The sequence below is a fragment of the Haloechinothrix halophila YIM 93223 genome (assembly GCF_000504245.1).
Classification (GTDB): Bacteria; Actinomycetota; Actinomycetes; order Mycobacteriales; family Pseudonocardiaceae; genus Haloechinothrix_A; species Haloechinothrix_A halophila.
This window is the reverse complement of record NZ_KI632509.1, coordinates 741,971-768,970: the sequence shown is the minus strand read 5'-3', so window position 1 is coordinate 768,970 and position 27,000 is coordinate 741,971. Positions and strand designations below refer to the sequence as shown.

Below are 27,000 nucleotides of genomic sequence, written 5' to 3'. Positions count from 1 at the left end.
GGGGCGTTGATGCCGGGGGAGAACATCGCCCAGCCGGACGCTGCCAGCCAGCAGGCCGCCGAGACCTTCGACGCCAAGGTCGGTCCCGACCTTCGGTACGAGGTCAAGGCGGCCGACCTGGTCAGACAGCTCGTCGAGCCCGAGTCGGGCGGGTTGTGGCGCAGGCGCGCCGCCGCGACGAACTCGCCGACGTTCAGCGTCAAGGACAGCTACATCACCGGCGTGCTCGACCTGCGCGGGGCCGACCTCGACTTCCTGTTGCGATTCGAGAACTGCCGGTTCGAGCAGCAGCCGGACGTCAGGGAGTCCAGGCTGCTCGGGCTGGCCTTCCTCGGCTGCTGGCTGCCTGGGCTGAAAGCGCGCAATCTCGAATGCAAGAACGACGTACGGCTGCTGCGCAGCCACGTCGACCTGACGCCTGCCACCACCGGCGAGCCGCAGACCAGTCTCGCGCTCGGCTCCCGCAAAGAGCCTGGCATGCCGGACGCCGCCGTCGTGCTCACCGACGCCGTCGTCGAGGGCTCTGTCGTGCTGAGCAAGAGCAGCATCGACTACCGGGAAGGCAGAGCGATCCAGGCCGACCGGCTCGCGGTGTCCGGCGCGCTGCTCGCCTACCGGCTGCACACCAACGGCGAGGTCAGACTGCCCGGCCTGCGCACGGGCGGCAACGTCAACCTCTCCGGCGCGCGGCTGCACAACCCGCACGGGCTCGCGCTGAACGCGATGGGCGCGCACATCGGTGGCAGCATGCTGTGCGAAACGGAGAACGGCAAGCGCGGCGTTGGCGACACCCAGCAGCGATTCTCCACACGGGGCATGGTCTCGGTGCAGAGCGCCCACATCGACGGCGATCTGGTCATGCGGGGCGCGCGGCTGATCGTCAATCCCGGTGGCGACGTCGCGATCGAGGAATGGCGCGACGCCATGCACACCGGGGACCCGTCGATCGATCCGTGGCCGTCGCTCGTCGCGGACCGGATGCGGCTGGACGGCAACCTGATCTGTGGTGACGGCTTCCGCTCCGATGGCACCGTGCGCATGATCAACGCGGTGATCGGCGGCTCGCTACGGCTGGCCAACGCCGAGATCGCGGTGCGGCGCCGCGAACAGCAGGTGCCGCAATACGACAGGGCGCTGCACATCGACGGCACCGAGATCAGCGGCGACATCCAGGCGACACGGCTGGTGACGGAGGGACAGCTGCGGCTGGCCGACATCAGCGTCGGCGGCAACCTGCTCGCCCGCTACGCCACGTTCTCGCACGCCGGCCGCGACGTCTTCTCCGCGCGCCGTTCCCACGTGTCCGGCAACGTCCAACTCGCGGACACCGCCATCGACGGCACGGTGCAGTTGCAGGGCATCCAGGTCGGCGGGTCGATCGAGATGTTCGGAGCCGAGCTGACCTCCCCGACGCTGCGCACCACCCGCAGCTACTCGGTCGACCTGCGGGCGGCGTCGGTCGGCAGGGACCTGGTCTGCACCGCCCACGGCGCGAAACCGTTCACCGCGGAGGGTGGCATCACGCTGGACGGCGCCAAGGTAGGCCGCAGGATCAGCTTCGCGGGCGCGGTGCTGCACTCCGTGCCGGAGTCGCGGCAGTCAAGCGCCGCTGGCATCGACGGCCGCGGCCTCGTCCGAGGCATCGCGCTCGATGCCAGCGACGTCGTGGCGGACGAGTTCGTGCTCACCCCGCACCAGCCACCGGTTGGGTCGGTCGTCCTGCGCAGGGCGCATTGCGCGACGCTGGACGACAACGTGGCGCTGTGGCGAGCGAGCGGCGGCCTCGAGCTGGAGGAGTTCCGCTACGACGCGTTGCACACCCCGATCGACCTCGAGCGCGACGACCAGGTCCACGAGCGGATCGCGCTCCTGCGGCACGCGATGCGCCGCTACCGGCCCGGCCCGTACGACCAGCTCGCCACCATGCTGCGGGCGTGCGGTAACGAGGAACACGCGTCCCTCGTGCTGATGCGCAAGCAGCAGTACCGCTACGATGCGCTGCGCAAGGGCGCGGGGCTGATGGGGCCAGGGGTGTGGCTGTGGAGCTGGCTGCAGCGCGCCGTCGTCGGCTACGGCTACCGGCCCATCCGCGCGCTCGGCTGGCTGGCATTGCTGCTGGTCGCGGGCAGTTTATGGTTCGGGCTGCTGCCCGATCCGTGCGTCAATGACCCCCGCTACACGGTGAGCGGCCCGAGGTGCGTGGTCAACGCCGATGACACCGGCCTCGAGTGGAATCCGGTGCTCTACACCGTCGACCTACTCGTGCCAATCGTGGACTTCGGCAACAAGGGACGTTGGCATACCGGTGGCGTCGACAAGTGGGTCGCCACCGGATTCACCGCAACGGGTTGGGTCCTGGCTACGACGGTAGCCGCGGGTCTGACCAGGACGTTGAGGAGACAATGATGGCCACTACGACATCTGGTCGGCAGTGACCAGTACCATTGCCGCCGTGTCTGAACCTGGACTGGCATCTGACGACCACAAGCTGGAGATCCAGCTCCTACACGATCGTGTGCTGGTGCGGGTGGCGGCCGACGACGGAGAGCGACGCAGCAGCGGCGGCATCGTTATACCGGCGACGGCACAAGTCGCCCGCCGCCTGACGTGGGGCGATGTGCTCGGTGTGGGCAACAATGTCCGCAGTGTGAAGGTCGACGACCGGGTGCTGTTCAACCCGGAAGACCAATACGAAGTGGAGATCAAAGGCAAGTCTTACCTGGTCATGCGGGAGCGCGACATCCACGCGATCGCGAGTGAACGAACCGAGCACGGTACGGGGTTGTACTTGTAGGGCCGGGAGGTTTCGGTGGCCGATGAGGAACACTACTGGCCGGCATGGGATTCGGATAAGGGGAGCATGAGCGGCCAGCCATCCGGGCAGGCTGAGACGTCGTCGGGGGACGCACAGCAGCACCACAACAACACAAACGGCAGCGGCGGCGGGACACAACCCGCCGCCGGTGCCGATCAGCACGGCCCATGGCCGGGACAACACCCGGAGGGCCTCGAGGGCACTGAGCAGGCGACCGACGCCTTCCAGCCGGTCGCCTCACAGCCGACGCAACACGTCACACCGCCGACGCCGCAGGTCACGCCAGCTGACGATGAACCGACCGTCGTCGGCGCCGCGCCGGTCCCGCCACAAGGCCAACCAGGTCCCGGTGCTCCGGCCTGGCAGCAGTACCAGGGGCAGTACCAGGGGCAGCCGCCTGGTCAGTACCCGCCGCCCGCTGGCCTGTACGGCGGCGCGCCACAGGGACTGGGCGGTCCCGACGATCCGAACCAGTTCGCGACCACGACGTTCGCCGACCTGGCCGCGCAGCAGGAGCAGCCGAGCGGCGAGAAGGTGCGCTCCGGCATTGGCAAGACCATGATGGTCGCTGGCGCGGTGATGGCCGCGCTAGTGCTCACCTACCTCGCCGACCTGCTGATCAACTGGGGTGACGTGCCACGCGGCGTGACCGTCGCCGGTGTCGACGTCGGCGGCATGAGCCGCACCTCTGCCGAGCAGACGCTGCGCCAGGAGCTCCAACCACGGTTCGACGATCCGATCAAGATCACCGCTGGCGACGTCCAGACCGAGCTCAACCCGAAGTCGGCTGGTCTCGGCATCGACTGGCAGGGCACGCTCGAGGAGGCTGGCAAACCGCCGCTGAGCCCGATCACCCGGATCACGTCGTTCTGGACTGAGACCGAGGTCGGCATCGTCAGCCAGTCCATCCCGGAACGGCTGGAGAACACGGTGGCCCGGCTCGTGGAGAACGAGCTGAACCACCCCAAGGTCGAGGGCACCATCAAGTTCGAACCCACCGGTTCCGGCGGCGACGTCGAGGCCGTCGCCGTCATGCCCCGGCAGGGACAGCAGGTGTCCAGCGTCGAGGACGCGGTCGCCACGATCGAGAGTGGCTGGCTGAACGAAGGCGGCGTTCAGCTCGACGTCACACGCAAGCCGGTCAAGACGTCTGAGGAAGGCGTGCGCGCCACGCTGGAGCAGGTCGCGGAGCCCGCGGTGTCCGGGCCGATCACGATGGAAGGCGAGGGCGCCAACGGCGTCCTCGAGCCGAAGGTGATCGGGAAGGCGTTCCAGTTCAAACCGGACAAGGACGGTTCGCTCAAGCCGAAGGTGGATCGCAAGACGCTGCGCGAGGCGCTTGAGCCGCAACTCGCGGGCACCGAGACCGAGGGCAGGGACGCCGAGATCGTGTTCGAGGGCGGCGAGCCCGCGGTCAAGCCGAGCAAGGTGGGCCGCCAAATCGACTGGCAGAAGTCGCTCAAGCCGTACCTCGACGTCATCACGCAGACCGAGGAACGCACGCTGACCGCCGTCTACAAGGAGCAGAAGCCGAAGACAACGACCGAGGAGGCCGAGAACCTCGGCATCAAGGAGGTCATCGGTGAGTTCACCACCGGCGGTTTCGCGGAGGACTCCGGCGTCAACATCCGGACCGTTGCCGCCGAAGTCAACGGCGCGATCGTCAAGCCAGGTGACACGTTCAGCCTGAACGGCCACACCGGCAAGCGCGGTAAGGCCGAAGGCTACGTCGACGCCGGAATCATCGAGAACGGTGTGCCTGGCACAGCTGTCGGTGGCGGGATCTCGCAGTTCGCCACAACGCTCTACAACGCGGCGTACTTCGCGGGCCTCAAGGACGCGGGCCACCAGGAGCACAGCTACTACATCAGCCGCTACCCGATGGCGCGGGAAGCGACGGTGTTCATGTACCCGGACGGCCAGAGCGTCATCGACATCGCGTTCACCAACGACTCGCCCACCGGCGTGGCGATCCAGACGTTCTGGACACCGGACAGCGTCACGGTGAAGATCTGGGGCACCAAGCACTACCGCGTCGAGTCGAAGACCGGCCCGAAGACCGACGTCACGGAAGCGGGCACGAAGAAGGTCAAGTCCGCGGACTGCTCGCCGTCAGCGGGCATCGACGGGTTCACCGTGACAGACACCCGCATCCTCTACGACATCGACACCGGCGCCGAGGTGCGCAGGGAGGAAAACACCGCCGTCTACAACCCGAAGCCGGAGATCGTCTGCACGAAGGACAGTTAGCGGCGGGTGCGAGCAACTCGGTGACACTGGCACGCGGCTCGGCGACCGTGGCGGCCTCGTAGGGTCCTGGCATGCTGGCGCTGCCGTCGTTCAGCGCGCTGCCTGGCGAGGTGTGACCGCGACTAGTCGTGCCACCACCGGACTTTGAGCTTGCGGACCGGGCTCACGCCCCAGGCGTGGTCGTGGTGCCGCCACCGGAGCACCCGGTAGTAGTAGTCACCCGGACGGTCCCAACGGACGAAGTGCCGATACCTGCTCTTGGGTGACAGCTTCCGGTTTCCAGCGGCGACCCACTCACCGTCCCGCAGGATCTGGATCCGCACCCACTTGCCCGCGTGGTTCGGCAGGACGCGGCCGAAGAGGCGCACCCGCTCGCCGGGGTGCGGCGTGGGGTCGGAGAAGAACGCGCGCACCCGCTGCCGCACCGTGACCCGATGCCATGTCGACGTGACGCCCATGTACGTCCGGTTGCCGTAGTAGATCAGCCGGTACTCCCAGTTCCGCTTGGTCGTGCGATAGAACACCACGACGCCGTCGCGGTTGGTCTTCTTCCACGCCATGCCGCGCCAGCCCGTGTCACCGGGCGGACGTCCGACCAGCCGGACCGCCACCCCACTGACCGGCCCACCGGTATCCGTCCGGGTGTAGGTGCCCTTCACCCGCAGCGTGTCACCGAATGTGATGAATCGCGAGCTCCGCCACGACCGCACATCCGTGCCGATGAGTGTCGTCGTCTTGCTTGGCCCCGGCCCGGCCGCGCTGAACGGAGTGACGCGGAAGGTGTGCGACTGGCGGCCCGCGATGTTCTTGACCACCGTGCGCCGCTTGCCCGGACCAACATCCTTAACGAACTCGCCGTCAACGTGAATGCGGTATTTGGTCACGCCGCCGCGTCCGGGCCAGTACGGTTCCTGCCAGGTCAGCCGCGCCTTGCCGCGCCTGCCGATGGATTCGAGGTCGCGCACCGCGCTCGGGGTCGCTTCGCCGCAATCCGGCTGCGGGACGCCGTTGACCGTGCAAGCAACGTAGTTCGCCGTGTAGAGCGTCCGGCTCTCGGGCGCGATGATGTCGTGGCTGCGCGCACCGCCGTCCGACCACGTGGTGAAGTGGTAGTCCGGGGCTTGCGGATCCGGCGCGGCGATCGTGTTGCGCGAACCGACGATGACCCTGCGGCTGAACGGCGTCTGCTCGCTGTCGTCGACGACGAGCTCGAGTCCGCTCGGCCTCGTGTCGAAGTCCAGCCACACGGTCTTCGGGTTGAGACGAAGAGGTTCGCTGGTTGTCCGGTTCCCATCGGAGTCAGCCGCGGTGAGCCGCAGCTCCAAATAGGACGGATAGCCATGGTCGGGTGCGCTGAACGAGCCGGACGCCGTGCTGCGGTAGATCTGCACGTCGTGGGGGTGGCAGCCGTCGCTGGTGCAGTGCTGCAACGTCAGTTTCCAGTCCAGCGCGTCAGCGGGCAGCGGGCCGTCTTGTGGATCATCCGCGTGCCCGGAGAACGACACCGTCTCGCCGACGCGCCAGGTCAGGTCCGACTGCGGGGTGTCAATCGTGACGGTGGGGTCCTCCGCCGGCGGGTCGCCGACGGTGATGGTGACCGTGTCCACATCGGATAGCCCCCGCGGATCCGTCACCCGCAGTCCCACTCGCACTGTGGACTCCTGCAGGTAGGTGTGTTGCGCGGTCGCCGTCGACGCGTCGTCGAAAGCGCCGTCCCCGTCGAGATCCCAGGCGTAGCTGAGCGCGTCGCTGTCCGGGTCGGTGGACGTCGTGCCGTCGAAGTCGACCGTCAGCGGCGCCGCTCCGGAGGTCGGGTCGGCGCCAGCCACGGCGGTAGGCGGGTTGTTTCCGTCGTTGTAGCTGATGCGATGCAGTTCCCCGACATCGAGTGCGATGTAGTACAGGTCGCCGCCTGGCCCGGTGAGCAGCTGCACTGGGCGGACGACGCCGCCCGCGAACAACTCGATGGCGCTCGGGTCGGGTTGGCCGTCGGTACCGCGCCGCATCGCCCAAATGCAGCCACGCGAGGAGTCCGCGAAGAACAGCGCGCCCAGGTAGCCGAGCGGGTAGTCGCTGGTGCCGTCCTCGAACGCGATACCGCTGATGGAGGAGCCGCCAGTTCCGCAGCCGTCTCCGGCGACCACCTCATCCGCGTGGTGGTAGGTGTAGTACAGCGTGTTCTGACCAGCACCGGTGTAGAGCGTCTCGCACGCCGTCAGGTCGGCGTTGTTGTAGCCCGGCTGCTTGATGCCGCCCTCGTAGCACGGCCAGCCGAAGTTCTCGGCGGTGGAGTCAGCGGCATCCGGAACGCGATTGATTTCCTCCCACTTGCGCCAGCCGACGTCGCCTGCCCAGATCTCGCTAGTGCCAGGGCGGAAGCTGAACCGAAACGGGTTGCGCATGCCGTAGGCGATGATCCGGCGCTTTTTCGCGTTGCCGCTGCTGGCGAACGGGTTGCCCGGCATCGCGTCGCCGGTTTCCGGGTCGATGCGCAGGATCGAGCCGTCCATCGAGATGGGGTCGCCCGCAGGCCGCCTCGGTGACTGCGACCGCAGCGAACCGCCCCTGGCGTCAGGTGCGCTGAGGCCGGTGCCAGCGACCCCGGGCGGGTCGCCGCACGGGTTGTCCACCTGGCCGTAGTCGGTGAAGGTGAAGCTCGCGCCGTCGCCCGAGCCGACGTAGAGCGCGCCGTCCGGGCCGAACTCGACGGTGCCGATGGAGTGGCTGGGGTACTGCTGGCACCAGCCGGTGAGCAGCACCTTCTCGCCGGTGGCGACGCCGTCGCTGTTCACGGTGAGCCGGGACAACCTGGCCTTGATGACGCAGCCCTTGTCGTTCGCGCCGGGCGGGTCGGGGCACGCGTCGCCCCACTGGCCACCGCCCGGTTTGCGATCGAGGCTGTAGAGCGCGTACACGTACGGCGTGGCGGGGTAGTCCGGGTGGACGGTCAGGCCGAGCAGGCCCCGGTCCCAGTAGTCGTACACGGCGTCGCGAAGGTCGGCGGTGACCGTGGCCGTGGGATCGGTCAGGGAATCGAACGTCTTGACGATGCCGCTCTTCTCGGCGATGAACACCCTGCCGCCGTCGGTGAACGCCGCGGCCGTCGGAATGTTCAGGCCGTCGAGGACGACGTCATCGGAGAAACCGGACGGGACAGCGGTGGCGGCTGCGGCGGACTCGGCTGCGGTCGCGCCCGCCGTGACCACGCCAGAGGACGCCGCAGTCCCACTCACCGATGCCGCACTTGCCGACGCTGTACTCGCGGACGCGGGAAGCGGCGTGATCAGGCCGATAGCGACGCAGGCCGCGACGGCACATCGCGCCAGCGCCGTCCACGTTCGCGTAGTTCGTCGACGCGGTACCACTCGCACCCCCGGAAGTTGAACAGGTCAACCAGGGGTCGCTCGCTTGGGTCCCGTTGTTTCACCTCACACCGAGCCCGACCGCAGGTTGCTCCAAACGGCCCAGCGCACGCGAGCACCCTACGCCGTGTCCCCCGCTCTCGACGGCGTGTCCCCCACTCAGGACGCCGTATTCGTCCCTCAGGACGCCGTATTCGTCCCTCAGGACGCCGCATTGCGCACCCGTACCTACAGCGCGCATACGTCAGCGGCGAGCACGCCTGATCAGAGCGGCGTCCGCTCAGCGGTCAACTCTCCACCCGCGTCGCCAGTGTTGACCGTCACGCTCGGTTCGAATAGCAGGATCGACGTCTCGCCTTCGGAAATCGGCTGGTGGTACACGCCGCGCGGGACCACGTGCAATTCGCCCGGGCCCAGCGTGACCTCGCCGTCGTCGAAGCGGATGGTGAGTTGACCGTCGATCACCAGGAAGAGTTCGTCGGTGTCGGCATGGTTGTGTCGCACGAACTCGCCCTGGACCTTCACCAGCCGGACGTCGTAGTCGTTGATCGTCGCGACAGTCTTCGGTGACCAATGCTCGCTGAACTGGGCTAACTTCTCACTGATGTTGATACCCCGCACAGCAGTGACCTTGCCACAGCGAGAGCGGAAGTCGCGAACGCTTTGCCGAACACAACGTCGGGAACGGCAGACACGGCGTCCGGAACGGGGGACACGGCGTCGGGAATGCAAAACACGCGGGCCCGGGTGCACGACCCGGGCCCGCGTGTCTTACGTGGTCAGAGCGCCAAGGCTCAGAAGGCGGCTTCGTCCACGTCCATCAGGCCGTTGTCAGCGGACTCGACGACCTTGCGACGGGCAGTGAGCTCGGGCAGCACCGTCTTGGCGAAGAACGACGCGGCCGCGATCTTGCCCTCGTAGAACGGCCGGTCCTTCTCGCTCGCGCCGCCGTCGAGCGCGGCGATCGCGACCTCGGCCTGCTTCTGCAGCTGCCAGCCGACGAGGAGGTCGGTGGCCGACAGCAGCAGCCGCACCGAGTGCTGGCCGATCTTGTAGAGGTTGTCCGGCTGGTCCTGCGACGCGGTGAGGTAGCCGATCAGCGCGCCCAGCATGCCCTGGACGTCGTCCAGCGCCTGCTTGAGCAGCGCACGCTCTTCCTTGAGCCGACCGTTGCCGCTCTCCGACTCGATGAACTGCGTGATCTCGCCAGCCACGTGCGCGAGCGCCTGGCCCTTGTCGCGGACGACCTTCCGGAAGAAGAAGTCGAGCGACTGGATCGCCGTGGTGCCCTCGTACAGGGTGTCGATCTTGGCGTCACGGACGTACTGCTCGATCGGGTAGTCCTGCAGGAAGCCGGAGCCACCCAGGGTCTGCAGCGCCTCGGTACCGAGCAGCGTCCAGCTGCGCTCCGAGCCACCGCCCTTGACGATCGGCAGCAGCAGGTCATTGACGCGCTCCAGCAGGTCGACATCCTCACCGGTTGCCTTGCCCAGCGCGATCTTGTCCTGGTACGTCGCGGTGTAGAGGTAAACGCCCCGCAGGCCCTCGGCGTAGGCCTTCAGCGTCATCAGCGCACGGCGCACATCCGGGTGGTGCGTGATGGTGACGCGCGGCGCGGTCTTGTCGAGCATCTGGGTGAGGTCAGCGCCCTGCACCCGCTCCTTGGCGTACTCCAGCGTGTTCAGGTACGCGGTCGAGAGCGTGGAGATGGCCTTGGTGCCGACCATCATGCGCGCGTGCTCGATGACGTCGAACATCTGCGCGATGCCGTCGATCTTGTCACCGACGAGCCAGCCCTTGGCGGGGGTGCCGTGCTGGCCGAAGGTCAGCTCACAGGTGGTGGACGCCTTGATGCCCATCTTGTGCTCGACACCGGTGACGAAGGCGCCGTTGCGCTCGCCGGTCAGCTCACCGGTCTCCGGATCGAAGTGGTGGGCGGGCACGAAGAACAGGCCGAGGCCCTTGGTGCCGGGCTTGGTCTCGATGCCAGGACCCTCGGGACGCGCGAGAACCAGGTGGAAGATGTTCTCGGTCATGTCGTCCTGCGCGGCACCGGTGATGAAGCGCTTGACACCCTCGATGTGCCAGGAGCCGTCGTCCTGCTTGAACGCCTTGGCGCGACCGGCGCCGACGTCGGAACCGGCGTCAGGCTCGGTGAGCACCATGGTGGAGCCCCAGTTGCGGTCGATCGCGATCTGGGCCCACTTCTTCTGCTGCTCGTTGCCGTTGTCGTGCAGGATCTTGGCGAACGTCTTGCCAGCCATGTAGAAGAACACGGCGGCGTTCGCGCCGGTGTACAGCTCCGCGGCCGACCACGCGACGGTCGGCGGGATGCCGAAGCCGCCCAGCTCGGTCGGCAGGCTGATGCGGTCCCAGCCGGCCTCAACGGTGGCCTTGAGGGCCTTCTTCACCGACTCAGGCATGGTGACGTCGAACTTGTCCGGGTGGAAGACCGGCGGGTTGCGGTCCGCGTCCTCGAACGAGTCGGCCACGACGCCCGAAACCAGGTTGTTGACCTCGGACAGCACGGTGCGCGTGGTGTCCTCGTCGGCTTCGGCGAATGGCCCGGTACCAAGGTGCTCTTGGATCTTGAGCACCTCGAAGAGGTTGAACTCCAGGTCTCGGATGTTGCTCTTGTAGTGACCCATGTCTGGTTGCTCCGTGTCGGTGTCGGCTCGCTTCCCGCCGCGAGGCCGTGACCTCGACGTCGAGAGGGGCTACCTGCCTGGTTTGTCAGGTCGAAGGCCGCGCGTGCGAGGCCCGCTCCCCGTCACCGGTTTCCCGGTTGCGCCGCGGATCGGCCGCGCGTAGCGCACCGTCGTTGGCCGCTGGCTTACTCGCCAGTAACATCAGGGTATTACTCGCGGGTAATGCTTGCAAGCGGTGTGCCTGGATGTCTCGACCATCACACCACGGCCTACGCCGGATGGCCGTCTGGTCGACCCGTACGGGCGACGGGCACCGGTCCTCAACCCGGATCGGAGCTGGGTCAGCTTCAGCTGGTCACGACGCCGGTGAGCTGCCCGCGGCGACCGGGTTCTCCTCGGACGTGGTCTCCGTGGGCGGCAACGGTGTCAGCTGCAGCAGGCCCGACCGGAACGCGATCGTCACCGCGTGGGTGCGGTCCCGCGCGGACAACTTGCGCAGGATGCTCTTGACATGCGTGCGCACCGTCTCGACGGACAGGAACAGCACCTTCGCGATCGCGGCGTTCTCCATGCCTTCCGCGATCAATTGCATGACCTGGAACTCCCGCCGCGACAACGGGATCCGCAACGGCTGAGTGCCACGGTTTCCCGCTGAGGCGCTGGACTGCTCGACCGAGCCCGCCATCGCCCGCAACGTCGGGTCAAGGTAGCGGTGCGAGTGCCACACGCTGCGGATCGCGTCCGCGAACCGGTGCGGATCGGCATTACGCGCGACCGCGCCATAGGCACCAGCGGCCATCGTCCCCGCGACGTAGCGCGAGTTCCGGTCATGGGCGCTGACCACGACCACCACGCGCGGCGCGTCGCCACCCGTGGTCAGCGTGTGGATGAACTGACATTGCGGCGCAAGTTCGGACGTCAGCAGCACGACGTCCGGATGCAGCTGGTCGATCATGACCAGACAGCCCTGCTGGCTCGCGGAATGAGCGACCATCCGCGCCCATGGCGTCCGTTCTATGAGGGTGGCAAGCCCGTCGCGGAACAGCGGCTCGGTGTCGGCGACGCCGACCGTCACCATCCGCTGACCGCGCGCGTCGATGCTCACTTCGCCACACTCCCTCCGGCCGCGCACACGCGGCAAAGCCTCCGCCACCGTCGTGGGATGTGACGGTCGCTTAGCACCCACGTGACGTGCCACTTCGACAGCAGAGCAGTACGTTCGTACTAGTTTTCGCCCCTGTCAGGAGGGAGCCCGCGGGATCCACCGCGGCGTCCTACCAGTTCATGCACGGTGCGGCCGCCGTTTTCCGGCCAGTCGCTGGCGTTCCGATCTCAGGCCCGGTACGGTCTGTGACTCGCAACACAATGTATGTCACGAACCCGGGAGGCGACATGGACCCGATCGCGGTAATCGTTCTCCTGGTCTTGATGTTCACCGTGGCGGCAGTGATCGTCGCGGGCGAAGACGGCAGGTCGCGGCGCGGCGAAGCCGCACGTTCAGCGACGTCACGCACCGGCGAACCGCGGGATTCACACTAGAACGTCACACCGAGCACTGGCCCCGCGAGCGTGAACATCGCGACCGTGATCATCACCATTCCCACGACGTTGAGCACGATGCCCGCGCGCACCATGTGGCCCATCCTGATGTAGCCGGAGCCGAACGCGATGGCGTTCGGCGGCGTCGCGACCGGCAACATGAACGCCGACGTCGCCGCGAGCGCCGCCGGCACGGCGAGCAGCATCGGATCGACGGCGAGCCCACCGGAGACGCCGATCAGGATCGGCAAGAACGTCGCGGTCGTCGCGGTGTTGCTGGTCAGTTCGGTCAACAGGAGCACGAGGCCCGTCACAAGCACGACCAGCACGAGTACCGCCACAGTGCCGACGCCTTCGACCTGCTCGCCGATCCAACCGCCGAGACCGGTGACCTTGATCTGATTCGCCAGCGTCAGCCCACCGCCGAACAGCAGGAGGATGCCCCACGGCAGTTGCTTGGCCGTGTCCCAGTTCAGCACTCGCTCACCGGGCCTGCCCCTGACCGGGATGATGAACAGCGCGATCGCCATCGCGATGGCGATGACCTCGTCCTCGACCCGCGTCAGGAACGGCAGCGCTTCCTTGAGACTGTCCACGCCGTCGCTGCCGAACAGCGTCGGAACGAAGATCCAAGCGAAGGCGGCGCTGACGAACACGGCGAGCACGGTCCATTCGCCCGACGACATCGGGCCAAGCTCGTTGAGATGCCGTTGGATCAGCTGGCGCCCGCCAGGCAGCTCCTTCAGCCTCGGCCGGAACACCAGTTGCGTCAGCACGAGCCAGGCGAGGAACAGGAACACGACCGCGATCGGGACGCCGAACAGCATCCACTGTCCAAAGCCGATACTGATGCCCTGTTCTTCCAGGTTGGAGACCAGCAAGCCGTTCGGCGGCGTGCCGATGATCGTGCCGAGTGAACCGATGGACGCGGCGTAGGCGATGCCGAGCATCAGCGCGACCGCGAAGTTCGGGTCGCCATCGCCGTCACCGAGCTGCGAGACCAGCACCAGCACGGACAGCCCGATAGGCAGCATCATGACCGTGGTCGCGGTGTTGCTGACCCACATCGACAGGAACGCGGTGGCGAGCATGAATCCCGCGACCAGCATGACCGGCTTCGTACCGACGAGCAGCACCGTGCGCAGGGCGATCCGTTTGTGCAGGCCCCAGCGCTGCATGGCGAGCGCGAGCATGAATCCGCCGAGGAACAGAAAGATCACCGGGTTCGCGTACGGCGCGGCGGCACCGAGCAGGTCGGACGTCGTCGCGTCCGTTCCCGCGTCCTCGACGTCGACGGTTCCGACCGGGGTGACCTCCAGCAGCGGGAAGGCAACCAGCGGCACCAGCGCCGTGGCGGGTAGAGGGATCGCCTCGGTCATCCACCAGACAGCCATCAGGATGCCGACGCCTGCCGTCGCCCTCGCTTCCGTCGCGAGCGAATCCGGCAAGATCAGGTACACGATGACGGCTAGCAGCACGCCGAGCAGCAGCCCGCTCCATCGCCGTACCCCCGGTGCCTTCTGTTCCGTTTCCCCCTTCGTGGCCGTGGATGCGCTCACTGCCCCCGTTGCCTGATCCTGTGACATAGATCACCTCCACCCAGTGATCACAACGTACCGCAGTCACCTGACTACGGAGAAGGCCCTGGCGTGAAATTCGGTTGGCTACTCGGCGCCGCGCCGAGATCCTGAACCGCATGGACTTCAGCAGCTTCGACAGCCGTGGCTACCGGACCGTCGACGCCCGTACCGGGTATGGCGAGTGGGTCGAGACCTATGAGAACACCGTCAACGACGCGATGGACATCGCGTTGTTCGACCGGCTGACCACACCGCGCTGGAAGTCGGCCACGCGCGCCCTCGACCTCGGCTGCGGCACCGGCAGGACAGGCGCATGGTTGCGCGACAACGGCGTCACAGCGATCGACGGCGTCGACGTCACACCGCAAATGTTGACCCTCGCCGAGCAGCGAGGGGTGCACGATCGGCTCATCGAGGCGGACGTGACCGCGACCGGCTTGCCCGGGGACACATATGACCTGCTGGCCGCGTCGCTCATCGACGAGCACCTCAGTGACCTAGGGCCGCTGTACCAGGAAGCGGCACGCGTGGCGACGTCGGACGCGACGTTCGCGCTGGTGACGTTCCACCCCCACTTCATCATGCGTTCGGGCATGCCGACGCACTTCACGTCCTCAAGCGGTGAGCACATCGCGATCACGACAACCGTGCACCTGATCAGCGACCACATCGCGGCTGGTATCGACGCGGGGTGGCAGCTCACGGAGATGCGCGAGGCGGTGATCGACGACGAGTGGATCGCGGTGAAGCCGAAGTGGGAGCGCTATCGGAACCACCCGATCTCAGCGGCCTACGTCTGGCGCCGGTCGTAGCGGCGGGGCGCGGGCGCGGCCCGAACCGCGCGAGTCGAACTCAGCGCCGTGACGTTCCCGCCGATCTTGAGGCTTTCTGGCGATCCGGATCGCCAGAAAGCCTCAAGATCCACCAGCCGCCGCCGACGTGCCACGCCCCGTTCCAACAACCAAGCACTAACTCCCTGTCGCGCATACCGTGAAGGCATGCGTCGAATTGACTACGTGATTTGGTACGTCGAATCGCTCCAGCGGTCCGTGGCGTTCTACCGCGACGTGTTGGGCATGGAGGTGCGCATCGAAGGGGACGGCTACGTCGAGTTCGCCATGGACAACACCAAGTTCGCGTTATTCGAGCGCGGTAAGCTGACTGACCTCATTGGACAGACTGGTGGCAACCCGCCGTGTGGCGAGATCGGGTTCATCGTCGACGACGTCGACGCCGAGGCGGACCGGCTGCGACAAGCGGGCGTCGAGATCCTCACCGGACCGGTCGATCGGCCGTGGCGGGAGCGCACCGTGCACATCGCGGATCCAGACGGCAACATCGTGGAGTTCGCGCAGAAGCTGTAAGCCGAAGCCCGGCGCTCACCCCAGCCAGGCGGCCAGCCGCTCCCGCTCCCACTGCTGCTTCGCCGTGAACGCCGCCTCGTCGGGCGGGGTCAACGCCACGTCCGGCTTCGGCTCTGCGTAGAAGTCGCCTTCCACCTTCGCCACCCGCTGTCCCGGCAGTTCGAGGAAGCAATAGCCGTAGCCGTCGAACGACTCCCGCTCGCCACCGTGCAGGTCGGCCGCCACGTTGGCAGCCGCGACCAGCCCCTCGGCCTCCGCGAAGACGCCAGCCTTCGGCAGTTGCGCGGTCGCGGTCGGCACCATCGTGCAGTCACCGACCGCGTAGACGCGGTCAGCGCTGGTGGCGAACATCGACCGGTCGGGCTTGATCCAGCCGGACTCCGACGCGACGTCGCTCGCGGCGACCACCGGTAGCGGGGCCGCGGCGGGCACACCGAGCATGAGCTGGAACTCGCGGCTGCGGTCGTCGCTGAACCGCGCGAGGCCAGCGGCGTGGTCGACCGACTCCACTGGGTGCTCGGTCAACACGGTGACGCCGCGCTCGGTCAGGCGCTCGGCAAGGAAGTGACTCGCGTCCGGACCCGCGACCGGCAGCGTGAGCGGTTGCGGGGTGGACACCACGACGTCGACCTGATCGCGACGGCCGTTGGCGCGCAGCCACTCATCCAGCAGCAGCGCGGCCTCGAACGGCGCTGGCGGGCACAGATACGGGGCGCCGAGAATGCTGACCAGCAACGTCCCGCTGGTCAGCGCGTCGAGATCGGCACGGATGCCGGGCAGTGCCGTCGCGTCGTAGAGATTGTGAGCATGCTCGCCGAGTAGCGCGGTGTGCTTCTGCTGGTATCCGGCGCCGAGTGCGATGACCATGGCGTCGGCGGTGAACGCCCCCGCCGACGTGCCCACGCTCCGCGCGCCCGCATCGATCGCGGTGATGTCCGCATGCACGAAGCGGATGCCGTGCTGGTCGAGCGCGGACAGCGACCGCGTGCCGTCCGCCAACGGCCGCAGTCCGCTCAGCTCCCACAGCTTCGCGAACCCGACGAAGAAGGTGTCGCGCGCCGCGATCACGGTCACCGTGTCATCGGAGGGCAGGCGACGCCGCAGTTCGTGGGCCGCGGCGAGCCCACCGAAGCCACCGCCAAGCACCAGGACATCCGCCATCTGAGGCTCACCTCCGCGCAGCTGATCTCGCCGCACGTTAGCAGTCCGCTGCGTGCACGGCGAAAGCTCGCGAGCGGGATACCGTGACCCCATGCGCCTCGATTCGGAGCACCCCGATCGGCTGCGGTGGAACGCCCGCTACGGGACCACGCCGCCGGACTTCGTGCCGCACCAGTTCGCGGCGGAGGCGTTGCGCGCCGGTATCCCCGACGGCCGGGTGCTTGAGCTCGCCTGCGGCCGGTCGGGCACCGCTCTGGCGCTGGCGGAAGCGGGACGCGACGTCGTCGCGGTCGACGTCTCCGACCTGGCGCTCAGCCAGCTCGCCGACGAGGCGAGCCGCAGGGGCCTGCGGGTCGAGTGCGTGCTCGCGGACGCGCGGGCGTACACGCCGGAGGGTAACTTCGCACTGGTCGTGGCGATCCGATACTGGGACCAGGACGTCTTCGCTCGGGCATGTCAGGCTGTCACGCCGGGCGGGCTGCTGCAGTGGGAAGCGCTGGCGGACCCCGACGGCGGACGATTCCGCGTCACACCCGGCGAGCTGAGCGCACGGCTACCCGAGGACTTTCAGGTGCTCAGCGAACAGACGGCGTCAGGCACGTCGCGGCTCACCGCGCGCCGGGTCACTCCCGTAGTTCGGTAGCCACCGCAGCCAGTGTCTTGACCCGCTCCTCTCGCCAGGGACCAGCGGTGATCCGCACGGCAGGGACGCCGCGCCTGTCAGCTTGTCGACACGTCGACTACGCCACTCGGTGTACATTTCGCCGTCACCCAATCCGTTGACGTTCCTCGCTCGTAGTACGACAACGTCGGCCAACGTCCACGGCCTCACTCGAGGCCCGAGAGAACGGAGGATGCGATGCGCAGACTGACTGTGGCCGCAGCACTTGGCTTCGCACTGGCGATCGGTGGCGGGGCGGCTCCCGCGTTGGCACATGACGCCGGGCCGTGCAACGACTCCGGCGAACCGGGTAACTCCGACTACGCACAGCACCACATCAAGCCGTCCGCGCAGGACGGAGCACTCGGCGAAGGTGGGCACAAGCCCGGCACGCACCAGGGCTACTCGATCTGCCTGTAATCACCACCCACGTGGGTGTGGGGCATCGTGTCCCACACCCACGCCGCCAACGAATCGTCGTGGCATCACGTTTCGGAGTGGCAATTGCGATTCCCGGACGTTGTCCGGTGCTAATCTGCGATCGTGGCGCTCGCGACGATCGAACTCATTGCTGGACGCAGCATCGATGACAAGCGTGGAATTCTCGAAGGTGTGCGCCGCGCGCTCGTCGGCGCATTGCAGATTCCCGAAGACGATCCGACGGTCAGGCTTGTCGAGTTTCCGGCAGAGAATGTGATTTCTCCCCAACACCATTCGGAGCAGTACACGATCGTCGAGGTCACGATGTTCAAGGGCCGCACGGAACGGGCCAAACGTCGCCTCTACAAGTACCTTGTCGCTGAACTCGGCGCGTTCGGCATACCGGCTTCCGATGTGCGGATCGTGCTGCACGAACCGCCTGTTGAGAACTGGAGCCTTGACGGCATTCCCGCGACCGAGACGCATCGGGACTTCACTATCGAGGTGTAGCTCGGCCACTACCCCTCGACGTTCGTCGGTTCCGCGGAACGCCGCGCTGCCCCCGAACTACAACACCAGCTTTAAGCCTTCGTGCGAGTTCTCGAACCCGAGCCGAGCGTAGAAGCGATGCGCGTACGTGCGCTTCTTGTGCGACGTCAACTGCACCAACGCGCACCCACGTCGGCGGGACTCGTCGATCGCCCACCTCATCATGGCGCGCCCCAACCCGAGCGAACGGCAGTCCTCCCGAACCCGGACGGTCTCGATCTGTGCCCGCAGCGCACCCTGCCTGGCTAACCCCGGGATGAGCGTCAACTGCATCGTGCCGACCACAGCGTCCGCATCGTCGACCGCGACCACCAGCAGGTGCGCGGGATCGCTGTCGATCGCATGAAACGACCGTACATACGGGGTGAGGTCACCGGACCGAATCTCGCGCATCCGGCCCAGTGGATCGTTGGCGATGAGGTCGACAACGGCGGGAACGTCGTCAAGCGTCGCACGCCGTAGCCAGAACGTCCCTGGCTCGGTGGTCAGTGCCTGGGGCAAGGACATGGGGCGAGCCTGCCACATCGCGCATCGCAGGCGCTTCGTCGTCTATCCCTACCGAACTCACGGCGGACCCAACCGAGAAGGCCCTGCATAGGAAATCGTGCCGACAAGCTGTCAAACACTGAGCACGGGCATCCAGTAATCGTCCACGCCTCAATGCGCCGCGTGCAGGTTCAGAACCGCGACCCCGACGATGATCAACGCGACCCCTGCGACCTTGGCGAGGTCGAAACGCTCATGGAGAAACAGCGTGCCGACGATCGCAATGCCAGCGGTGCCGAGACCCGACCAGATCGCATATGCGACCGAAACAGGGATCTGCCGGATCACCATGACCAGCAGCCAGTACGACAGCGCGTAGCCAAGCAACACCAGCCCGGTCCAGAGAGGGTCGCGGAAGCCGTCAGTGCGTGGCAGCGATGCCGTCGCGGCGACCTCGACACCGATAGCCGACAACAGCAACACCCAGGCCAGAACCATGACACACCCCTTGTGTAGCAATCGCTACAACTGTAGCAGTCGCTACACTCACGCTCAACGGAACGAGGAGGCGTCATGGCCCGGAACACCGCCCGACGTGAGGAACTGGCCGCGCAGGCGACCGACTACGCGCTCAACCACGGCTTGATCGGGCTGAGCTTGCGACCGCTCGCCGCAGAGATCGGCACCAGCGATCGGATGCTGCTCTACCACTTCGCCAGCAAGGACGACCTCGTCGCCACCATGCTCCGAATCTCCAACGACCGATCGGTCCAGGCGGTCAGGGCATTGCCGCGGTCTCGGAGCGTGCGCGCGGCGGTTCTAGACCTCTGGCGGGTCAGCACGTCGGAGGAGTCAGACCTCTGCCACCGGATGTACGTCGAAGCCGCCGCCCTTGGCCTGCTCGGGCGTGAGCCCTACGTGTCGGTGGTCCGCGAGGCCAACGAGCACTGGGTGGGTGCCCTCGCCGACCACCTGGTCGCCGCGGGCTGCACGCGGACACGCGTGGAGCGAGCGGTGACGCTGCTCGACGCCGCCTTCATGGGCCTGCAACTGGACCTGCCGCTCGACCCCGATGAGTCCAAGCGCAAGCGCGTGGTTAGCGACCTGGCGGACGCGATCGCCACCATCGCGCAAAGCTGACGATCACTGGGCAAAGGGGACTGCCCTGACTTCGGTTGACTCGCGGGTTGGGTGGTTCAAGCCGCGAGTGCGACCGGTTCGTGGAACAGCAACTCGATCTCTACGGGGGTCATTCTGCCGAGTCGGCGTTGCCGGCGTCGACGGTGGTAGGTGCGTTCAATCCAGGTGACGATGGCCAGGCGCAGCTGGTCGCGGGTGGCCCAGCGTTGCCGGTCCAGGACGTTGCGCTGCAGCAGCGCGAAGAAGGACTCCATCGCGGCGTTGTCACCGCAGGCTCCGACCCGCCCCATCGACCCGACAAGGCCGTACTCGTGTAAGGCACGGACGAACTTTCGGGACCGAAATTGACTGCCTCTGTCGGAGTGGACGATCGTCCCGGCCGGGCTGCGGAGGGCGACGGCGTTGCGCAGCGCGGCTACCGCGAGGGAGGCCTTCATGCGCGAGTCCATGGAGTAGCCGACGATCCGGTTGGAGAACACGTCCTTGATCGCACAGAGGTACAGCTTGCCCTCGCCGGTGGGGTGTTCGGTGATGTCGGTCAGCCACAAGACGTTCGGCGCTGCCGCGGTGAAATCACGCTCGACCAGGTCGTCGTGTACCGGCGGTCCGGCCGTGCGGTTCAGCCCGCGCTTCTTGCTGAAGACCGAGTAGATCCGCTGCAGCGAACACAACCGGGCCACCCGGTTCTCCCCGGCCACGTGCCCGAGGGCGGCCAGCTCGTCGGCGATGAACCGATACCCGAACGCTGGATCATCCTCGTGGACGTCGATCGCGGTGTTGATCAAGTGGGCGTCCTCCCAGTCCCGCTGCGAGACGGGGTTGGCACGCCACTTGTAGAACGCCTGCTTGGAGAACCCAAGCACCCGGCAGGTCACCGCCACGGGGATGTCCTCGGCGGCCAGGTCACGGACCAGCGGGTACATCATTTTGGGGCGATGTCTTTGGCGAAGAACGCCGCCGCCCGCCGCAGGATCTCATTCTCCTGCTCCAGGACCCGGTTGCGCTTCTTCAACTCCCGCAACTCGGCCGACTCTTCCTTCGTAGCACCGGGACGGACACCGTCCTCGACATCGGCCTGCTGCAACCAGCGGTTCAGACAGGACTCGGAAATCCCGAAGTCCTTGGCGATCTGGCGCATCGGCGCTTCGCGCTTGCGAGCCACGGCGACGACGTCACGACGGAACTCGGCAGGGAACGGCTTCGGCATAGCGATCATCCTTCCAATGAGGACGAATCCTCACAGCTAAGGAGTCAACCGAACCCGGGGCAGTCCCAAGCAAGGTTCCATCCGGTGTATAGGCCGGACATTCTGGAGGCAAGTGATCTTGCCAGGACCTCAGCACCGTCACAGAATTCGCTCTGCGCGCCCGATCACGCGGACTACGATGGCCACATGCGGTTCGCCTTCAAGACGTCGCCCCAGAACACCACGTGGCAGGACATGCTTAGCGTGTGGCAAGCGGCCGATGACATCGAGATCTTCGAATCCGGCTGGACGTTTGACCACTTCTATCCGATCTTCTCCGATTCGACCGGGCCGTGTCTCGAAGGCTGGCTCACGCTGACGGCGCTGGCCCAGGCCACACGACGTCTACGGCTGGGCAACCTGGTCACCGGCATCCACCATCGGCATCCTGCTGTGCTCGCCAACATGGCGTCCACATTGGACGTCATCTCGGACGGGCGCTTGGAGATCGGTATCGGGGCCGGGTGGAACACCGAGGAATCCGACGCCTACGGCATGGAGTTGGGCACGCCCCGCGAGCGCAGTGACCGGTTCGAAGAGGCGTGCGAGGTGATCGTCAGGCTGCTCACGCGGGAAACGACGACGTTCTCCGGCACCTACTACCAGTTGAAGGACGCGCGGAACGAACCCAAAGGCGTCCAACGGCCGCATCCGCCGATCTGCATCGGCGGCGCAGGCGAGAAGCGCACGCTGCGTACAGCGGCGCGGTTCGCGCAGCACTGGAACTTCGGCGGCGGCACGCCCGAAGAGTTCGCCCACAAGCGCGACGTCTTGCACCAGCACTGCGCCGATATCGGTCGCGATTCCGCGGAGATCACGCTGTCCAGCCACGTATGGCTCGGCGAGGATGGCGACGTCAAGCGGGTCGCTGAGAAGGCGGCGGCACTCGGCGAGCAGGGCCTCGACCTGGCGATCGTCTACCTTCCGCCACCACACACGCCGATGGTGCTGGAGCCATTGGCCGAGGCATTGGCGCCGCTCGCGTAGCCCGCTGAAGTGCGCGGCAGCTGCTACGTTCTTGACGTGGACGAGTTCCGGCGCCGCCTCGCTGCCTTGGGGCGCATCTACCAAGTGTTTCTGGCACTCTCCGTTCTCACGCTGGCTTCGATGCTGTGGTGGGGCTTCCAACAGGAGTGGACAAACGCGGCGCTCCAAGGGGCAGTGGCGGTATTCATCGGATGGCGGCCCGTGCACCTGCTGATAAAGCCGGAGAATTGAGTGACGAATACGCCCAAGCCGCAAGGACATTCCGGATCTGAACAGAACGCGACCGCACGAGCACGCAGCCAGTACGACGCCTACGCATCGCACTACGACTTCGACACGCACCTCTACGAACGCGCCATGCTCGGAGACGGCCGGTCCTGGGCGTGCTCACAAGCCCGTGGCGACGTGCTCGAAGTCGCCGTCGGCACCGGACGCAACCTTGGCTACTACCCACCGGGCGTGCGCCTGACCGGCATCGATCTCAGCCCCCGCATGCTGGCGCTCGCCCGAACCCGCGCCGACGGCATGGAGCCGCCAGTTTCCCTGCTAGAGGGGGACGCGCAAGCCATGCCGTTGGCCGACGACTCCTTCGACACCGTGATCTGCACTCTCGGGCTGAGCAGCATCCCCGACGATCGGGCAGCCATTACAGAAATGCACCGCGTCCTGCGTCCCGGCGGACATTTGGTGCTGCTCGGACACGTCGCCAGCCCCCATCGTCCGGTTCGTGCCGTGCAACACCTCCTCGAACAAGTCTCCGCCCGACGCGGCGTGCAGGACTCCCAAACCCGCCGCATGGCCGCGCTGGTCCGCCATACCGACTTCACGATCATCTACCGTCAGAGCTTCCGCCTTGGCGTGATCGAGCGACTGACCGCCATTAAGCCACCTGCGTAGGAGAACGTTCTTTTAGGACGTCCAGGCCCTGTCCTGGTCAGCGGATCTCGCTGCCATCGCCCATGCCTCGATGGATGCACATGCAGGGAAAGTTCTACGGAAGTACAGCAGGGGTTCCACACCTGAGACTAGAACAGGCGTTCGATAGGAGTCTAGGATTGGGGGTATGAGCAGCGCAGATGCCCTCCTTCCGGAGCCCGGCCCGCACGGCTGGTGGCAAGCGGCCGACACCGAACTCGCCGAGGCGCTGCGCACGGCCGAGGAGGTGCGGAATCGTGCCGAGGCTGCTCAGGCGGCGGTGCTGGCCGAGATCCAGTCGCGCGGGGTGTTCGCTACCTATGGGTATCCGTCGCTGGCGACACTGCAGCGCGATCTGCTGCGGATCAGCACCACCGAGGCGAAGAAACGTGCCACGCGGGCCCAGCGGCTGCACCCCACTCGCGAGGGGACGAGTGAGAAGCCCGCGGCGGCGCCGATGGCCGCGCAGGCCGCGGCTGAGGGTGTGCTCAACCCCGGCCACGTCGACGCCATCAGCGAAACCATGGCCGCCATGCCCGCCGACATCGACGACACCGACCGCGCCAGCTACGAGAAGACGCTGATCGATCTAGCGCGGCAGGCACAACCCGCGGTGGTGCGCCGCGCCGGACGCCACCTACTCGCCCTAGTCGACCCCGACGGCCGTGAACCCACCGACGACGAGGAACTCGCGGAGCCCGAACGCGAACTGTTGTGGTCCTGGACCCGGCACAACCGCCTCAAACTACGGGGCACCCTCGACTCCGAATCCGGACAGTTGCTGGAAACCCTGTTGTCGGCGCTGGCCAAGCCCCGACCGACGGTGGAGGGCATGCCGGATCAGCGCACCACCGGGCAACGCCAGGGGGATGCGTTCGCCGAACTGCTCGACTACACCCAACGCGCCACCGAACGCCCCACCGAAGCCGGCGAAACCCCGGTAGTGACCGTGTCGATGACGCTCGACCAACTCTTGCGGCGCGACCCACTGATGGATGGGGAGCGGGCGGTGCAGCAGATGCTGGGCGACACCCCCACCCTGAACTGGGAATGCCCGGTCACCGCGGAACAAGCCCGCCGCCTGGCCTGCGACGCCCGCCTCGTGCCCGCGGTCCTCGGCTCCAACGGCGAAATCCTCGACCTCGGCCGTGAGGTGCGCACCGCCACCCGCGCCCAACGCCGCGCCCTCGCCGCCCGCGACGGCGGCTGCATCATGTGCTCCCGCACCGTCCGCTGGTGCCAAGTCCACCACATCAACTGGTGGGAACACGGCGGAACATCCGACATCGACAACCTCTGCCTGCTCTGCACCGCCTGCCACCGACTCGTGCACCACTCCGGGTGGGATATCCGCATGGCCACCGACGGCAAGCCGGAATGCCTCCCACCCACCTGGCTCGACCCCACACGCCAACCCAGACGATTCACCACACCCCACACCGAACCCCTCGGCCAGCCCGCCGGATAGGCGGCCCGAAACAGCCCACCCCACAACCACACACCGGCCCACCGCGACCAGCACCACTGGCCGCGGCACAGCCGCATGCGCTGGCGCCGCGAAGCCCGTCACCGAGCAGATCTGCGCTCACCGAGTAAGTTCGGCCAGTTCGTCCAGCCGCGCCAGCTTCTCTGGGTTTCGCATCGCGTAGATTCGGCTGATCCGACCGTCTTCCACGACGAAACTGACCGCAGTTAACTCGCCGTCGATCACGACCCGGCCAGCAGGCGCGCCATTGAGCCACACGGTCGTCGTCTCGACCTTGCCTTGGATCCGGTTCGCGGCCGCGAACAACTTCGCCACCCGTTCCACGCCGTGGATCGGAACCCGAACCGCACGCGCCAGCCCACCGCCATCGGCGACGACGACCACGTCCGGCGCCATGATCTCCATCAGTTCCTGCAACTGCCCGGTCCGCAGCGCGGTCAGGAACCGCTCCACCACGGCTTGTTGCTCCGACCGACTCACCCGCACCCGCGGCCGACGAGCCGACACATGCTCACGCGCTCGTCGTCCGATCTGCCGAACCGTCGCGGCGGGCTTTCCGATGGCCTCGCCAATCTCGCCGTACGGCATCTCGAAAACCTCGCGCAGCACGAACACCGCCCGCTCAGTCGGTCCGAGCGTTTCCAGCACGGTGAGCATCGCGATCGACACGCTTTCGGCGAGTTCGACGTCGTCCGCGACGTCGGGGCTGGTCAGCAGCGGTTCCGGCAGCCACTCACCGACGTATTCCTCGCGGCGGCGCGACAACGTTCGCAGGCGATTGAGCGCTTGTCGCGTGACGATCCGGATGAGGTACGCCCGCACGTCACGCACCCGCGCGCGATCGACGTCAGCCCACCGCAGCCAAGCCTCCTGCAGCACGTCCTCCGCGTCGGCCGCCGACCCGAGCATCTCGTAGGCGACCGTGAACAGCAGGCTGCGGTGCGTGACGAACGGATCGTCGATCATGATGTTGACGCTACGCCGGAACGCTCAGGACGTGCGGACAGCGGAATCTCACACGCGGCGGAGTAGCCCTCCGACTCGATCCCGAGCGCCGTGTTGCACCTCGTCGTGTAGTTGGCGAAGCCGATCACGGCGTTGAGCTCGACCAGGGCCGCCGCGCCGAGCTGATCGAGCAGGCGCGCGGACAGCTCATCGGTGACGGTCGGCGGTGTGTTCGTCATGGCCTCGGCGTAGGCCATCACATCCCGCTCCAGCGCGGTGAACACATCCGACTCCCGCCACCGCGGCACCTGACTCGCCTTGCGTAGATCCAGCTTCTTGTTCCACGCCTGGAAATAGTTGAAGTCGAGGCACCAGCTGCAGCCGACCTGCGCGGCCACCGCCATGTGCGCGAACGACTTCAGGCTCTCGTCGACCTGGTCCCACTTCTGGATCTTCCTCCCGAACGACATGCCCGCCTTGAAGACGTCCGGGTTGTTCCAGATCACTCCGATCGACTCTGGCACCTTGCCGAACATCTTGCTGCTGAACCGCTTGATCAAGCTGCCGGCCAAGCCGGTGAGCTTCGCTTTCGGAACACGTGGCGTCATGGTGTCCTCCTGATACGTTTGCCTGTTCGGCATAAAGACACCGGCGGACGCCCGAATGTGACAGTCGGCCACGACTCCTAGCCCGACGTCCGCTGCGGCGGACTGAATTGGATGTCTTGATCGGACGTAAGCGAGACTCGACTCGTGAGCGAGGTACCGAGGGAGTTCACCGGAGCAGATCAGGCTGCCGTCACCTGAATAGCGTTATCCAGGACGCCTGCTCCGCTGGTGTGGATGGTGAGATGCTTCGTTCCGACGGGGACGCCAGGTTGGAAGTACCACTCGTCCCGGAACTCGGTGCCGGTACCTCCGGTGTGGCGGGTCAGCATCCGATACGACGCTCCGTGGTCGTCGGTGACACCCATGTTGATGCGGTTCAGGACGCGATGTCCGGGTTCCTCCGGCGGGTCGGCAGGTCTGTCGTTCGGGCTCTGCTCCCGTCGTTCTGCCCATACCCTCATTTGCTGTACATGCTCGTCGAGCATTCGTCGCGTTGCCTCGTTCGGGAGCCCAGCAAGACGCAAGACTATTCCGTCGTCCCACAGCTCCACCGTTAAGAGTGCGACGACAACTCCGTCAACGGCCGTGAGTTGAGTCAGAGGCGTCAGTATCCGTGGTAGAGCAGTCACATATCCAACATAAACAGATACCGGACTACTTCGCCGCGCTCGCCGTCCCGATCCGAACTCGAACTCGGACTCGGCATGTCGAACGCGAACTCGACTATCTTGCTCCCAGCGGATGACCAACACCAAAAGAGCGCCTGCAGCCGCAACGGCTCAACTTCAGCCCGCTTCCGGGTGTCGAGAATGAGGCGCTGGCTCCGTCCCAGGGGCAT

The 27,000-nt window shown here is 66.7% G+C and carries 25 protein-coding genes; 13 read left to right on the top strand and 12 right to left on the bottom strand.

Going from position 1 to position 27,000, the window contains the following annotated elements; genetic code table 11:
- Positions 1 to 9 precede the first annotated feature (9 nt).
- Genes AMYHA_RS03525 through AMYHA_RS03515 form a run of 3 tightly spaced genes read left to right on the top strand, consistent with a single transcriptional unit; the run spans position 10 to position 5,065 of the window.
- A complete protein-coding gene (locus AMYHA_RS03525; RefSeq protein WP_231104610.1) occupies positions 10 to 2,406 on the top strand; it encodes an oxidoreductase in 2,397 nt (798 codons plus the stop codon).
- Positions 2,407 to 2,443: 37 nt separating this feature from the next.
- The gene (locus tag AMYHA_RS03520) at positions 2,444 to 2,794 is read left to right on the top strand and encodes a GroES family chaperonin (RefSeq protein ID WP_407919900.1); all 351 of its coding nucleotides are present in this window, start codon (positions 2,444 to 2,446) and stop codon (positions 2,792 to 2,794) included.
- A gap of 15 nt (positions 2,795 to 2,809) precedes the next feature.
- A complete protein-coding gene (locus tag AMYHA_RS03515) occupies positions 2,810 to 5,065 on the top strand; it encodes a VanW family protein (RefSeq protein WP_231104609.1) in 2,256 nt (751 codons plus the stop codon).
- Positions 5,066 to 5,187: 122 nt separating this feature from the next.
- On the opposite strand, the gene AMYHA_RS03510 is transcribed toward AMYHA_RS03515, so the two are convergent.
- From AMYHA_RS03510 to AMYHA_RS03490, 5 genes are all read right to left on the bottom strand, one after another.
- Positions 5,188 to 8,298 (bottom strand): PQQ-dependent sugar dehydrogenase, encoded by a 3,111-nt coding sequence (locus AMYHA_RS03510; protein WP_231104608.1) that lies wholly within the window; start codon positions 8,296 to 8,298, stop codon positions 5,188 to 5,190.
- A gap of 393 nt (positions 8,299 to 8,691) precedes the next feature.
- Positions 8,692 to 9,048, bottom strand: coding sequence for a cupin domain-containing protein (locus AMYHA_RS03505; RefSeq protein WP_034267907.1), 357 nt, complete (start codon positions 9,046 to 9,048; stop codon positions 8,692 to 8,694).
- 173 nt (positions 9,049 to 9,221) lie between these two features.
- Positions 9,222 to 11,075 carry an acyl-CoA dehydrogenase gene (locus tag AMYHA_RS03500; RefSeq protein ID WP_034267905.1) on the bottom strand — a complete coding sequence of 618 codons (1,854 nt, stop codon included), beginning with the start codon at positions 11,073 to 11,075 and terminating at the stop codon, positions 9,222 to 9,224.
- A 355-nt stretch (positions 11,076 to 11,430) separates the two neighbouring features.
- Positions 11,431 to 12,180: a response regulator transcription factor gene (locus tag AMYHA_RS03495; RefSeq protein ID WP_034267903.1), complete on the bottom strand. Its 750-nt coding sequence runs from the start codon at positions 12,178 to 12,180 to the stop codon at positions 11,431 to 11,433.
- A gap of 430 nt (positions 12,181 to 12,610) precedes the next feature.
- Complete coding sequence (locus AMYHA_RS03490) at positions 12,611 to 14,200, bottom strand: SLC13 family permease (RefSeq protein ID WP_034267900.1); 1,590 nt, start codon at positions 14,198 to 14,200, stop codon at positions 12,611 to 12,613.
- 110 nt (positions 14,201 to 14,310) lie between these two features.
- Between AMYHA_RS03490 and AMYHA_RS03485 the strand changes: the two genes are divergently transcribed.
- Entirely contained in the window at positions 14,311 to 15,006 is a 696-nt protein-coding gene (locus AMYHA_RS03485; protein ID WP_034267899.1) for a class I SAM-dependent DNA methyltransferase, read from the top strand.
- Between the two features lie 186 nt (positions 15,007 to 15,192).
- Positions 15,193 to 15,558, top strand: coding sequence for a VOC family protein (locus AMYHA_RS03480; protein WP_034267897.1), 366 nt, complete (start codon positions 15,193 to 15,195; stop codon positions 15,556 to 15,558).
- Between the two features lie 15 nt (positions 15,559 to 15,573).
- Here the strand turns inward: AMYHA_RS03480 and AMYHA_RS03475 are convergent, their stop codons facing one another.
- Positions 15,574 to 16,719 (bottom strand): FAD-dependent oxidoreductase, encoded by a 1,146-nt coding sequence (locus AMYHA_RS03475; protein ID WP_034275642.1) that lies wholly within the window; start codon positions 16,717 to 16,719, stop codon positions 15,574 to 15,576.
- A 91-nt stretch (positions 16,720 to 16,810) separates the two neighbouring features.
- On the opposite strand from AMYHA_RS03475, the gene AMYHA_RS03470 reads away from it, so the two are divergent.
- From AMYHA_RS03470 to AMYHA_RS03460, 3 genes are all read left to right on the top strand, one after another.
- Positions 16,811 to 17,362, top strand: coding sequence for an SAM-dependent methyltransferase (locus AMYHA_RS03470; protein ID WP_034267894.1), 552 nt, complete (start codon positions 16,811 to 16,813; stop codon positions 17,360 to 17,362).
- A 216-nt stretch (positions 17,363 to 17,578) separates the two neighbouring features.
- Positions 17,579 to 17,800 (top strand): hypothetical protein, encoded by a 222-nt coding sequence (locus AMYHA_RS03465; protein WP_034267891.1) that lies wholly within the window; start codon positions 17,579 to 17,581, stop codon positions 17,798 to 17,800.
- Positions 17,801 to 17,923: 123 nt separating this feature from the next.
- Positions 17,924 to 18,310: a tautomerase family protein gene (locus AMYHA_RS03460; protein ID WP_034267889.1), complete on the top strand. Its 387-nt coding sequence runs from the start codon at positions 17,924 to 17,926 to the stop codon at positions 18,308 to 18,310.
- 57 nt (positions 18,311 to 18,367) lie between these two features.
- Here AMYHA_RS03460 and AMYHA_RS03455 read toward each other — a convergent pair whose 3' ends face one another.
- Positions 18,368 to 18,856: a GNAT family N-acetyltransferase gene (locus tag AMYHA_RS03455; protein WP_051399502.1), complete on the bottom strand. Its 489-nt coding sequence runs from the start codon at positions 18,854 to 18,856 to the stop codon at positions 18,368 to 18,370.
- Between the two features lie 150 nt (positions 18,857 to 19,006).
- Positions 19,007 to 19,333 carry a DMT family transporter gene (locus AMYHA_RS03450; protein WP_196776826.1) on the bottom strand — a complete coding sequence of 109 codons (327 nt, stop codon included), beginning with the start codon at positions 19,331 to 19,333 and terminating at the stop codon, positions 19,007 to 19,009.
- A 75-nt stretch (positions 19,334 to 19,408) separates the two neighbouring features.
- Between AMYHA_RS03450 and AMYHA_RS03445 the strand changes: the two genes are divergently transcribed.
- Positions 19,409 to 19,975 (top strand): TetR/AcrR family transcriptional regulator, encoded by a 567-nt coding sequence (locus AMYHA_RS03445; RefSeq protein ID WP_034267888.1) that lies wholly within the window; start codon positions 19,409 to 19,411, stop codon positions 19,973 to 19,975.
- A gap of 56 nt (positions 19,976 to 20,031) precedes the next feature.
- Here the strand turns inward: AMYHA_RS03445 and AMYHA_RS03440 are convergent.
- Positions 20,032 to 21,182, bottom strand: a protein-coding gene (locus AMYHA_RS03440; protein ID WP_157361777.1) for an IS3 family transposase whose coding sequence is annotated in 2 segments (ribosomal slippage) — positions 20,032 to 20,912 and positions 20,912 to 21,182 — 1,152 coding nt in all. Because the reading frame shifts where the segments join, the coding sequence is not laid out codon by codon here.
- A 186-nt stretch (positions 21,183 to 21,368) separates the two neighbouring features.
- Between AMYHA_RS03440 and AMYHA_RS03430 the strand changes: the two genes are divergently transcribed.
- From AMYHA_RS03430 to AMYHA_RS03415, 4 genes are all read left to right on the top strand, one after another.
- Positions 21,369 to 22,208: an LLM class F420-dependent oxidoreductase gene (locus tag AMYHA_RS03430; protein ID WP_034267880.1), complete on the top strand. Its 840-nt coding sequence runs from the start codon at positions 21,369 to 21,371 to the stop codon at positions 22,206 to 22,208.
- A gap of 36 nt (positions 22,209 to 22,244) precedes the next feature.
- Complete coding sequence (locus AMYHA_RS03425; protein WP_157361775.1) at positions 22,245 to 22,439, top strand: hypothetical protein; 195 nt, start codon at positions 22,245 to 22,247, stop codon at positions 22,437 to 22,439.
- Positions 22,440 to 23,105 (top strand): class I SAM-dependent methyltransferase, encoded by a 666-nt coding sequence (locus AMYHA_RS03420; protein WP_051399501.1) that lies wholly within the window; start codon positions 22,440 to 22,442, stop codon positions 23,103 to 23,105.
- A gap of 166 nt (positions 23,106 to 23,271) precedes the next feature.
- A complete protein-coding gene (locus AMYHA_RS03415) occupies positions 23,272 to 24,591 on the top strand; it encodes an HNH endonuclease (RefSeq protein WP_034267876.1) in 1,320 nt (439 codons plus the stop codon).
- Between the two features lie 117 nt (positions 24,592 to 24,708).
- Here the strand turns inward: AMYHA_RS03415 and AMYHA_RS03410 are convergent, their stop codons facing one another.
- From AMYHA_RS03410 to AMYHA_RS03400, 3 genes are all read right to left on the bottom strand, one after another.
- Entirely contained in the window at positions 24,709 to 25,575 is an 867-nt protein-coding gene (locus tag AMYHA_RS03410) for an RNA polymerase sigma-70 factor (protein ID WP_034267874.1), read from the bottom strand.
- A complete protein-coding gene (locus tag AMYHA_RS03405) occupies positions 25,572 to 26,162 on the bottom strand; it encodes a carboxymuconolactone decarboxylase family protein (protein ID WP_034267871.1) in 591 nt (196 codons plus the stop codon). Before AMYHA_RS03405 ends, AMYHA_RS03410 begins: the two co-directional genes overlap by 4 nt.
- Positions 26,163 to 26,341: 179 nt before the next feature.
- Entirely contained in the window at positions 26,342 to 26,791 is a 450-nt protein-coding gene (locus AMYHA_RS03400; RefSeq protein WP_157361773.1) for a hypothetical protein, read from the bottom strand.
- Between the last annotated feature and the right edge of the window lie 209 nt (positions 26,792 to 27,000).

What these genes read in the sequence shown, in the direction of transcription:
- AMYHA_RS03430 (WP_034267880.1), top strand. Translation starts at nt 21,369, where the DNA reads ATGCGGTTCGCCTTCAAGACGTCGCCCCAGAACACCACGTGGCAGGAC.
- AMYHA_RS03450 (WP_196776826.1), bottom strand. Translation starts at nt 19,333, where the DNA reads ATGGTTCTGGCCTGGGTGTTGCTGTTGTCGGCTATCGGTGTCGAGGTC.
- AMYHA_RS03500 (WP_034267905.1), bottom strand. Translation starts at nt 11,075, where the DNA reads ATGGGTCACTACAAGAGCAACATCCGAGACCTGGAGTTCAACCTCTTC.
- AMYHA_RS03445 (WP_034267888.1), top strand. Translation starts at nt 19,409, where the DNA reads ATGGCCCGGAACACCGCCCGACGTGAGGAACTGGCCGCGCAGGCGACC.
- AMYHA_RS03455 (WP_051399502.1), bottom strand. Translation starts at nt 18,856, where the DNA reads ATGTCCTTGCCCCAGGCACTGACCACCGAGCCAGGGACGTTCTGGCTA.
- AMYHA_RS03410 (WP_034267874.1), bottom strand. Translation starts at nt 25,575, where the DNA reads ATGATCGACGATCCGTTCGTCACGCACCGCAGCCTGCTGTTCACGGTC.
- AMYHA_RS03405 (WP_034267871.1), bottom strand. Translation starts at nt 26,162, where the DNA reads ATGACGCCACGTGTTCCGAAAGCGAAGCTCACCGGCTTGGCCGGCAGC.
- AMYHA_RS03490 (WP_034267900.1), bottom strand. Translation starts at nt 14,200, where the DNA reads ATGTCACAGGATCAGGCAACGGGGGCAGTGAGCGCATCCACGGCCACG.
- AMYHA_RS03415 (WP_034267876.1), top strand. Translation starts at nt 23,272, where the DNA reads ATGAGCAGCGCAGATGCCCTCCTTCCGGAGCCCGGCCCGCACGGCTGG.
- AMYHA_RS03470 (WP_034267894.1), top strand. Translation starts at nt 16,811, where the DNA reads ATGCGCCTCGATTCGGAGCACCCCGATCGGCTGCGGTGGAACGCCCGC.
- AMYHA_RS03465 (WP_034267891.1), top strand. Translation starts at nt 17,579, where the DNA reads ATGCGCAGACTGACTGTGGCCGCAGCACTTGGCTTCGCACTGGCGATC.
- AMYHA_RS03480 (WP_034267897.1), top strand. Translation starts at nt 15,193, where the DNA reads ATGCGTCGAATTGACTACGTGATTTGGTACGTCGAATCGCTCCAGCGG.
- AMYHA_RS03485 (WP_034267899.1), top strand. Translation starts at nt 14,311, where the DNA reads ATGGACTTCAGCAGCTTCGACAGCCGTGGCTACCGGACCGTCGACGCC.
- AMYHA_RS03525 (WP_231104610.1), top strand. Translation starts at nt 10, where the DNA reads ATGCCGGGGGAGAACATCGCCCAGCCGGACGCTGCCAGCCAGCAGGCC.
- AMYHA_RS03475 (WP_034275642.1), bottom strand. Translation starts at nt 16,719, where the DNA reads ATGGCGGATGTCCTGGTGCTTGGCGGTGGCTTCGGTGGGCTCGCCGCG.